9 protein-coding genes and 1 tRNA gene are annotated in these 9,370 nt (G+C 61.4%); 3 read left to right on the plus strand and 7 right to left on the minus strand.

Features of this window, described 5'->3' with window-relative positions; genetic code table 11:
• Positions 1–4: 4 nt before the first annotated feature.
• From WH91_RS03690 to WH91_RS03705, 4 genes are all read right to left on the minus strand, one after another.
• Positions 5–2,317 carry a spermidine synthase gene (locus WH91_RS03690; RefSeq protein ID WP_046169667.1) on the minus strand — a complete coding sequence of 771 codons (2,313 nt, stop codon included), beginning with the start codon at positions 2,315–2,317 and terminating at the stop codon, positions 5–7.
• Positions 2,318–2,526: 209 nt separating this feature from the next.
• Positions 2,527–2,610, minus strand: a tRNA-Leu gene (locus WH91_RS03695).
• Between the two features lie 28 nt (positions 2,611–2,638).
• A complete protein-coding gene (locus WH91_RS03700) occupies positions 2,639–2,947 on the minus strand; it encodes an AzlD family protein (protein ID WP_046169668.1) in 309 nt (102 codons plus the stop codon).
• Positions 2,937–3,653 carry an AzlC family ABC transporter permease gene (locus WH91_RS03705; protein ID WP_046169669.1) on the minus strand — a complete coding sequence of 239 codons (717 nt, stop codon included), beginning with the start codon at positions 3,651–3,653 and terminating at the stop codon, positions 2,937–2,939. The genes WH91_RS03700 and WH91_RS03705 overlap by 11 nt, the downstream gene beginning before the upstream one ends.
• Before the next feature lie 434 nt (positions 3,654–4,087).
• Between WH91_RS03705 and WH91_RS03710 the strand changes: the two genes are divergently transcribed.
• Entirely contained in the window at positions 4,088–5,446 is a 1,359-nt protein-coding gene (locus tag WH91_RS03710; RefSeq protein ID WP_046169670.1) for an MATE family efflux transporter, read from the plus strand.
• A 150-nt stretch (positions 5,447–5,596) separates the two neighbouring features.
• Here WH91_RS03710 and WH91_RS03715 read toward each other — a convergent pair whose 3' ends face one another.
• Together WH91_RS03715 and WH91_RS03720 are read right to left on the minus strand one after the other, a co-directional pair.
• Positions 5,597–6,013 (minus strand): winged helix-turn-helix transcriptional regulator, encoded by a 417-nt coding sequence (locus WH91_RS03715; RefSeq protein WP_046169671.1) that lies wholly within the window; start codon positions 6,011–6,013, stop codon positions 5,597–5,599.
• Between the two features lie 151 nt (positions 6,014–6,164).
• Positions 6,165–6,743: a DJ-1/PfpI family protein gene (locus WH91_RS03720; RefSeq protein WP_046169672.1), complete on the minus strand. Its 579-nt coding sequence runs from the start codon at positions 6,741–6,743 to the stop codon at positions 6,165–6,167.
• A 163-nt stretch (positions 6,744–6,906) separates the two neighbouring features.
• Between WH91_RS03720 and WH91_RS03725 the strand changes: the two genes are divergently transcribed.
• Positions 6,907–8,064, plus strand: a complete 1,158-nt coding sequence (locus tag WH91_RS03725; protein WP_052952568.1) for a D-alanyl-D-alanine carboxypeptidase family protein — start codon at positions 6,907–6,909, stop codon at positions 8,062–8,064.
• A 163-nt stretch (positions 8,065–8,227) separates the two neighbouring features.
• Positions 8,228–8,908: an outer membrane protein gene (locus tag WH91_RS03730; protein WP_046169673.1), complete on the plus strand. Its 681-nt coding sequence runs from the start codon at positions 8,228–8,230 to the stop codon at positions 8,906–8,908.
• Positions 8,909–9,219: 311 nt separating this feature from the next.
• Here WH91_RS03730 and WH91_RS23090 read toward each other — a convergent pair.
• On the minus strand, positions 9,220–9,370 hold a 151-nt coding region (locus WH91_RS23090), incomplete at its 5' end, for an IS3 family transposase (protein WP_144408342.1).

The raw sequence follows: 9,370 nt of genomic DNA on the forward strand, positions 1-9,370 counted from the left end.
GACGTTACGGTGACGCGTCGAACGGCGACGGAACAGCATCCTGCACCGGATGCATCAGACGCCGCCACAGCGCACCGAGCACATTGGAATAATCATCGGTCCAAACACCCTGCCCCGGCTCGGCGGACGTCAGCACCCAGGCATTCGAGCTGGCTATCTCGCCCACGTCCTCCGCGCTGCGCGCTGAGACAACGACGATGGAGGAGTAGATAAACTCCTCTATCCTCGGCGAAATATGCACATCGACCCAACTTGTCAGCCCATTGGCGCCAGCAATGCCTTCCGCAACGTTGGCAAGGTCTAGATGCCGATTGGTGACATGCATGACCACGGCCCCATGCGGCGCCAGCTTCTGCTTGTAGATCGCCATGGCCTCTACCGTGGCCAGATGCACCGGAATTGCATCCGACGAATAGGCATCCACCACAATGACGTCATAGGTCCCGTCAGGTTCATCGGCGAAAGTCAGCCGGGCATCACCGATCACCGGCGCCATGTCGGGCATGCATTTGTCGATGAAGTTGAAATATTTTGGATTGCGCGCCAGATCGACAATCGCCTGATCGATCTCGAAAAACTTCCAGGTCTCGCCCGGCTCCGCCGTGCAGGCCAGCGAGCCGGTGCCCAGCCCAATGACCGCCACCCGCAGCGGCCCGCCTTTTGCAGCGCGCATCGCCCTGATGGCTTGGGCCATACCACCATCCCGAGAGTAATAAGTAAGCGGCTCCGGCCTGCCGGTTATCGGGCTACCGTCGGCATTCAGCATCTGTTGGGCGCCATGTGCGGTCGTGCCATGCATCAAGACGTGATAGCGCCCGTCATCGACCGCCACGATCTTGTGGATGCCAAAAAAGCTGCGCACGGTTTCGACGCTGCCTCCATCGGCCGGATAGAGCCGGAGCAGCACCAGCGCCAGCGCGATCAAGGCAAACAGCTTGAGCCTGTCGGCCCGCAAGGCGACGGCGAACACGACCGCAGCGATGGTCAGAAGCCCGACCACCAGCACACGCCTTGTACTCAGCCACTCCAACATGGCGCCAGGCACCAAGACCGGCACGACCAGCAGCATCGCCACCACGGCCAGAACTGGCCAGTACCACCGCCCCCATAAAGGAAAGCGCTCCGTGGCCACCGGCAGGCAAAGCACCGCCAGCGCGATCAGGATCGGATACTCAGCAATCCACGAAAACATCAATGGCGCCAAAAGGCCGGCGAACATCCCGCCAACCATGCCGCCAAAGGACAGCGCCAGGTAAAAGCTGGTCAGATACTTCGCTGGCGGGCGTAGCCGCGCCAACTCGCCATGGCACGCCATGGTGATGAGGAAGAAGCACAACAGGTGTGCGCCAAGCGTCAGCAGGAAATTGGTCGCGTTACCAACCAGCAGCAGCAGGATCACATCAGCCACCGCGATCGGCAGCAGCAACACCAGCAGGCGATGAGGAACCAGGGGCTTGCTCTGGAACACCAGCACCCAGGTCAGCAGGTAAAGCGACAGGGGGAGCACCCAGAGTAGCGGGGCAGCTGCCACGTCGGTGGAAATATGCGCGGTCACGGCAATCAGCAGCCCAGACGGCACAGCCGACAAGAATATCCAGCGCAACCATCTTGCCCAGCCAGGCTTTGGTGCATGCTCGACCAAGGCAGCAGGGCGCGCCGCAACGGCGGCTGGCGAGCGCAACAGCAGAAACCCGCACAGGCCGATCAGCACGATCAATATCCCATAGCCCCAAGTCCACGACAGGGTCTGCATCTGCAGCGACAGGATGGGTTCGATCAGCAGCGGATAGGACAGCAGCGCCAGGAAACTGCCGATATTGGAGGATGCATAGAGAAAATACGGATCCGGACCATTGGGATGCCCGGTCTGCACGAACCACGCCTGCAGCAGCGGACTATTGGCGGAAAGGGCAAAGAACGGCAGCCCGATCGACACGGTGAACAATCCCAGCAGCCAAAGCGCATAGCCGCTTTCGGGCGGATTGCCCCAACCGACCGCGATCGAAATCGGCAGGGTCAGCATTGCGGCAAGCAGCACGGCGAGATGCACGCCCACGACGACGAAGCGGTTGCGAACATGCATCAGCAGATGCGCATAGGCGTAGCCGGCCAACAGCAACGACTGGAAAAACACCATGGCCACCGACCACACGGCCGGCGAGCCGCCCAGCCGCGGCAGCACCAGCTTGGTAAACATCGGCTGCACGGAAAACAGCAGCAGTGCGCTGACGAAGATCGTGGCGGTATAAACCACCATGATCAGCCGGTTTCGCGCGGCCATGGCCGGCTCGGAACCCAGGGCAATCGAGGATGACATCAGGGCTCCATTCAGATCCGGCGCACGACGCATGGCCAAAGGTCGGTAAGCCACGCATGCATGCGACTTATGCCGAACCGTCGGTCGGGTTGAGTGCTGACTGTAGAAGCGGAACGATAAGGCTTGCTTACCGGCAGCAGGGGTGACGTTAAATTCTCAGGCCGCGCGTGGCGAGGGCATGCCGAGCGCCACACTGGCTCAGGCAAAAGTGGTGCCCCCCGCCGGACTCGAACCGGCACGTCTTGCAACGGAGGATTTTGAATCCTCTGCGTCTACCATTCCGCCAGGGGGGCACGGGAAAAGTCTCTAGCGCAGGTCGGTTCAGGCTGCAAGCCAGAGACGCGCCAGATAAACCGCAAGCACACCGCCAGCCATGGCGGGAAACAGGCTGCGTGTCGTCACATAGACCAGCGTGGTCACGGCAGCGGCAATCACTTCGGCGGCGCTGCCGGTGACGAGGGCCGGCGCCACCAGCGAGGCCAGCACCGCGCCCGGAATATGCTTGAGCCAAGCTGCGGCAAAGCCATGCTGCGGCAGGCGATTGGCCAGCAGCAGGCCACCGGCCTTGATGACGAAGGTGACGAGCGCCATGCCGAGGATGGCGATGACGGCTTCGGGGCTAGTCCACATGCCGAACCTTGTCTGCAATGGCGCCCGCCAGGCTGCCGACCATGCCGCCGATAAGAATGTACCAGCTGCCAGGGATCATTTTTGCAGTGACGATGGCGGCCAGCGCTGCCACCAGCCACGGAATGACGTCGCCCTTGCCCTTCCACATGCCGAGCAGCAGGACGAGGAAGGTGGCGGTGAAGGCGAAGTCCAGCCCATAGCTGCGCGGATCATCGATCGCCGAACCAAGGGTGTGGCCAATAACGGCCGTTGCCAGCCATGTGGTATAGGCCAGCACGCCGCCGCCGAGCAGGAAGGCCGCCGTACCGCGCCCTTTGGCCATAGCACCCAAGGTAATGGCCCAGGTCTCGTCGGAGACAATGAACATGGTCAGCGCGCCCTTGACCTGCTGGCCGGGGCGAAACAGCGGCCGTAGCGTTGCCGTCAGCAGCAGGTAGCGCAGGTTTATGATGAGAGCTGCGAGGATGAGCGGACCGATCGGCAGGGTCGCGGGCGTCGTCGTCCACAGGTCGAGCGCCACGAATTGCGCCGAGCCGGCAAACACCAGCCCGCTCATCATGATGACTTCGAGCAGGCTGACGCCAGCGCCACGCGCAAGCACGCCCCAGACCACCCCATAGGCGGCGACCGAAATGACCACAGGAATGCAGGCGCGGGCGCCGGCAAAGAACGGGTCGGAAAAGCGGGGAGTTGCAGCGTCGGACATGCTGGCGTTGTAGCGGGGATGGAGTGGCGCGCATCGGGAATTCGGTCTGAGCGCGATGACAAGTGGTGATGGTCGCTATCGCTTCTCTTGATAGCCAACATCTCAGTCGACACCCTCCCCCTCGCGGGGAGGGTCAGGGAGGGGGACGTTTGGCCCGGACATATCTGCTAAACGACACCCCCACCCAGCCTCCCGTCGAGGGGAAGGTGCCGTTCCGTGATCGGTGGGATATCTCGACCGCCACCCAACCCAAGACACATTGACGCACTCGGCCCTCGGGCGTACACAGCCAGCCGTGTCATTTCCATGCCTCCCGCGTCCGTCCAGCCGGCATCCGAAACATCGGGTGTAAAATGGTTCCGCAGCCTGAATTCCCGGCTGCCTTTGGGCCAGCGACGTGACGCTATTTTTGTCGAGTTCTTCGGAGTGCTCAAATGACCCCCCAATCGAGGCCGCTTTGGCAGCGTTTCGCCGTGTTTCTCGTGCCGCTGATGGCCGCCAATATTCTGCAGGCGCTGTCAGGCACGCTCAATTCCATCTACGTGGGCCAGTTGATCGGCGTTGAAGCGCTGGCTGCCATCGCCACCTTCTTCCCCATTATGTTCCTTCTGCTCAGCTTTTCCATCGGCCTGTCGGCCGGATCGACTGTGCTCATCGGCCAGGCCTGGGGCGCTGGCAATGTCGCCAAGGTCAAGCAGATCACCGGCACCACGCTGGCGGCAGTGATTGTACTGGGCGTGGTCGTGGCCTTTGTCGGCGGCATCTGGACTGAGCAGATCCTGTCCGTACTCGGCGCACCGCAGAACATCCTGTCCATCGCCGTCGGCTATGCCCGCATCATGTTTGTCTGCATGCCGGCCTTCTTCGTGTTCTTCGTCGCCACCTCGGTGCTGCGTGGCGTCGGCGATACGGTGACGCCGCTGTTTTCGCTGATTATGTCCATGCTGGTGGGGCTGGTGGTGACGCCGGCGCTGATCCTCGGCTGGTTCGGCCTGCCAAAGATCGGCGTTAACGCCGCCGCCGTGGCGACTATTGCCGGCTTCGTCACCGTGCTGATCTTCCTGTTCGTCTACATGCGCGCCCGCAACATGCCGCTAGCGCCAGACCGCATCCTGCTTACCGCCGTCGTGCGACCCGATTTCAAGCTGCTCGGCCTGATCCTCAAGCTGGGCGTGCCCGCGGGCCTGCAAATGATGATTTCATCGCTTTCTGGCATTGTCATTATCGGGCTGGTCAACCGGTTCGGCTCCGACGCTACGGCCGCCTATGGCGCGCTCGGCCAGGTGATGAGCTATGTGCAGTTCCCTGCGATGTCGATCGGCATTGCCGCCTCGATCTTTGGAGCACAGGCTATCGGCGCCGGACAGATAGGGCAGCTCCGCGCCATCACCCGCACCGCGCTGGTGCTCAATCTCGTCGTCACCGGTAGCCTGATCGTGCTCGCATACCTGTTCAGCCAGCATCTGGTCGCGTTGTTCATCACCGATCCCGCGGTAATCGAACTGACTGAGACCCTGCTGCATGTCGTGCTGTGGAGCATATTGTTCTTCGGCTGGAGCGTCATCTTCTCGGGCATCATGCGCGCCAGCGGCACGGTTTATGCGCCGATGGCGATTTCGCTGGCCTGCATTCTCTGCATCGAACTGCCGGGCGCCATTTGGCTTAGCCAGACCAGCCTCGGCCTGACCGGCATCTGGATCGCCTATGCCGCCAGCTTCACCATGATGCTGGTATTACAGGCGAGCTGGTACCGCTTCGTCTGGATCAAGAAGAAGATCGTGGCGTTGGTTTAGATTTGCCACTGAAGGCTGCCACAAACACAGTCACCTCCCCCGGACTTGATCCGGGGGTCTCTCCACGGCGGCGCCGCGCTGAGGGCGACCCGCGGATCAAGTCCGCGGGAAACGCCGGTGGGGGTGGAATACTTTGGGAGTTCCAGCGGCTCACCCCTGCGCGTAGGCAACTTTCCGGGGCTCGGCGGCGGCCACAGCGGTTGCGCGTGCATCATAGACGGAACGGGCCTCGATGATCGCGGTATGGTGCTCGGAGGACCAGTCCCACAGCTTGCTGATCGGCCCATCCAGCGTCTTGCCCATTTCGGTCAGGCCATATTCGACGCGCGGCGGCACTTCCGGATAGATGGTGCGAGTGACGAGGCCATCACGCTCGAGATTGCGCAGGGTCAGCGTCAGCATGCGCTGGGAAACGCCATTGATCATGCGCTTGAGCTCGTTGAAGCGCAGGGTGCCGTTGCGGCCGAGCATGCCCACCACCATCACACTCCACTTGTCGCCAATGCGATTGAGGACGTCGCTCATGGCGTGGCAATTGACGGACTTTGAGGTGTCGTGGAGAGACATTGGGCGGACCTTGGAACGTACTACTTGGTCACTAATATAGCCACGGTTCCTTTCTGTGCCTAGGGTACAATTTTCATGGTGTCTGACAGGATCTCGCTCGCTGGTGAAACGCGCCATGTCACGTTTAACCCGGATGCCTGCGCCTTCGCCTCTACCGCACCTGGGCCACTTTGTGCTCGGCGGCGAGCATGCCGAGATAGTAATCCAGATTGCCATCGCGCAGGCCAAGCGTCTGCATTACGCCGGCCATGAAACTGACCGGTGCTGTGCCGGGTGCGGTAACGATCTTGCCGGCGACCACTGCCGATGGCTGGTCCTGATAGTGACTGACTCCTCGGTACCCGGTCGGCGGCAGGTTCTGAGCAGAGTTGGACGTGTGACTGACACCGTCCAACAACCCAGCCTTTGCCAGCGCCAGTGTACCGTCGCAAATGCCGGCCACAGTCTTACCCGCATCACGCGCCGCCATCAGCACTTTTCCAATATCGGGAGCATCTGGCAAGCTCCACGCCACCCCGCCATTGACCACCAGCGCATCGATAGTAGCGACATCGATATCCTCCACCGCCAAGTCCGGCGTCACCTTGAGCCCACCCGCCGAGGTGACTGGTTTGCCGCCCGGCGTCGCGAACCGCGTCTCGATGCCATAAAAGCTGCGGGCGACCGCATTGAGCAAAGCGCATTCCCAATCGGCATAGCCTTCTGTCAGCACGGTTACGATCACGGTCATGTCTCTTAGTCCCCTTTTGTGTGGCGACAGCTATGTGTCCCAAGCGCGACAGATTGCGTCAGCAGCAGTTCAATTGCCCGTCAGCACCACCCGCCTGCATTGAGATCATCCGCGGCCACTGCTAGAAGCATCCCACTTCCCCGTCTGTCGGAGCCGTTTGCCCGTGCTGTTTGCCCGTCGTCTTGTCCTCGCCCTCCTGTTGGCCGTGCTCAGCCTTGCGCCAGCCCGGGCCAATCCGATGCTGCTGGTCGATATGGACAATTTCAACGTGCTCTATGCGCAGGAAGCCGGCCAGCCTTGGCACCCCGCATCGCTCACCAAGATGATGACCGCCTATGTGGCCTTCGAACAGATCGCTGCAGGGAAGGTAACGCTCGATACGCCGGTCGTGGTTTCAAAGAATGCCTTCAATGAAGCACCATCCAAGTCCGGGCTCCCTGTCGGCAGCGCGCTGACCATGCAGGACGCGCTCTATGTCATGCTGGTTAAATCGGCCAATGACATCTCAGTCGCAATTGCTGAAACCGTCGGCGGCGACGAAGCGACCTTCGTTGCCATGATGAACGACGCCTCGGCACGCATGGGCCTTACCGCGACCCATTATACCAACCCGAACGGCTTGCATGACCCGGCGCAGGTGACTTCCGCCCGCGACCTTGCGGTGCTGTCGCTCTATATCCGCCAGAGCTTTCCGCAATATCTGCCGATCTTTGGCACCGGCACGGTCGTGTTGAATGGCAAAAAACTGGATTCGGAAAACAAGCTGCTCGGCAGTTTCGCCGGCACCACCGGCATGAAGACCGGTTTCGTCTGCGCCTCGGGACTCAATCTCGTCGCCACTGTCGAGCGCAATGGACGCCGCCTGCTGGCCGTGGTGTTGGGCGGCTCGTCCGGCCGGGACCGCAACGAGCGCGCCGCCGAACTGCTCCTTAAGGGCCTCAACGGTGCGATCCCCCCCAGTGGCCAGACGGTTCTGACTCTCGCCAACGACGTCGGCGCTGCCCCGGTCGATATGCGATCGCTGATCTGTGGCAAGGACGCCAAGACCTATGTCGCCGGCCAGGAAGCCGCCTTCCCGCTTGGCCTCAAGGGCCAACCCAGCAACCTGATCGACACCATTGTGCCAGCTTCCTATGTGGCTACTGACCTAGGCCGCATGGCCGTTGGTGTCAGCCTGCCACGCCCCCGCCCTGACCACCCTGCGCTTTATCCTGTGGAAATCGATGAGGCCTCGCTAACTGGCGATCTGCGGCCAAGCCTTTCCGCCGCACCGACCGTCAGCACTACACCAGTGCCTCGCCCGCGGCCTGCGACGCGTTAGTCCTACCCTTTCGCTCAGCGCCAAAACGTTCCATGCGCCAACGCAAATGTGAGCGCGCGCCACAGCGAATCCGCATGGCGTTAACCTTGTTCCTTACCGCTGCATTAATGGGTTCGGTCGCATTTTGCGCTCAGCATTAACGACCTTTACACGAGGATCCCCCATGAAGCGCTTTGGCATAGCACTCGCCGCGTTCCTGATGGTTTCTGCCACTGCACAAGCCGCCGATCTTGGCTGGAACAGCGGCGCGAGCCCCATCTATTCCCCTACACCAGCCACGGGTTGGTCGGGTTTCTACGCGGGCGTCAACGCCGATTACGGCTGGGGCGGCGTGACGCGCCGATCCACCATTGGCGGCGCCACAACCGAGAACAATACCAGTGGCGCCGCGCTCGGCGCGCAGGCCGGCTACAACCTCGACCTCGGCGGTATTGTGCTCGGCACCGAAGCTGACCTGCAATGGTCGGGCATCAGTTACAGCGAAGCCGTTGGTGCCGATACGTTCAAAGCGGGCGTCGATTTCTTTGGCACGGTTCGCGGCCGCGCCGGCATGAGCTTCGGCCAAGTCATGCCCTATGTCACCGGTGGCTTCGCCGCTGGGCGCGGGACGGCCAGCGTCACCACTCCAGGCGGCCTCACCACCTCGCAGTCGGCCACCCATATGGGCTGGACAGTCGGTGCCGGCCTCGAGGCCCAGGCTACCGAGAACATCTCGCTCAAGGCCGAATACCTTTATGTCGATCTCGGGACCCAGACCTACAACGGCCTGCCCGGGGGTATCGGCAGCCAGGACGTGACCCAGCGCTTCAGCGTCGTGCGTGCGGGTCTTAACTACAAGTTCTAGTTAGCCTCGCTTGCTGATTATCAATGTAGGCGCGTGAATCCTATTATCCACTAAGCCTCAACTTTCGGGGCCCGCAGTGCCTGAGATGTCCACAAAACATGGGTTTCTCAAGCACTACGGGCCCCGATTGATTCTTTGTATCTATCGATTGATGATGCGGACGAACGGCTAGCTGCAACTGGTCATAAATTGAAATCGGGAGCGTGCTGTGCGGTTTGTTGAGACTGGTCCTGACATTCCTGATGAACTTCTGGTCGCCCGAGATGGGGGCAACGTATGGACTTGCCCCGCTTTAATGGAGAGGCATTAGCTCATTTAAGTGCCCGGTTTTCGAACTGCACAGGACTTTGGTAGTCGAGGGCGGAGTGTCGCCTCACAGGATTGTAGAAGCCGTCGATGTAGCGGGCAATGGCCTGTTCGGCATCGTGTCTGGTCTGGAAGCGTGTGCGCCAGACGAGCTCG

This window comes from Devosia psychrophila (assembly GCF_000971275.1).
Classification (GTDB): Bacteria; Pseudomonadota; Alphaproteobacteria; order Rhizobiales; family Devosiaceae; genus Devosia; species Devosia psychrophila.

Bases quoted from the DNA above. Each gene is read 5' to 3' on its own strand.
- WH91_RS03690 (WP_046169667.1), bottom strand. From the start codon at position 2,317: ATGTCATCCTCGATTGCCCTGGGTTCCGAGCCGGCCATGGCCGCGCGA.
- WH91_RS03700 (WP_046169668.1), bottom strand. From the start codon at position 2,947: ATGTGGACTAGCCCCGAAGCCGTCATCGCCATCCTCGGCATGGCGCTC.
- WH91_RS03705 (WP_046169669.1), bottom strand. From the start codon at position 3,653: ATGTCCGACGCTGCAACTCCCCGCTTTTCCGACCCGTTCTTTGCCGGC.
- WH91_RS03710 (WP_046169670.1), top strand. From the start codon at position 4,088: ATGACCCCCCAATCGAGGCCGCTTTGGCAGCGTTTCGCCGTGTTTCTC.
- WH91_RS03715 (WP_046169671.1), bottom strand. From the start codon at position 6,013: ATGTCTCTCCACGACACCTCAAAGTCCGTCAATTGCCACGCCATGAGC.
- WH91_RS03720 (WP_046169672.1), bottom strand. From the start codon at position 6,743: ATGACCGTGATCGTAACCGTGCTGACAGAAGGCTATGCCGATTGGGAA.
- WH91_RS03730 (WP_046169673.1), top strand. From the start codon at position 8,228: ATGAAGCGCTTTGGCATAGCACTCGCCGCGTTCCTGATGGTTTCTGCC.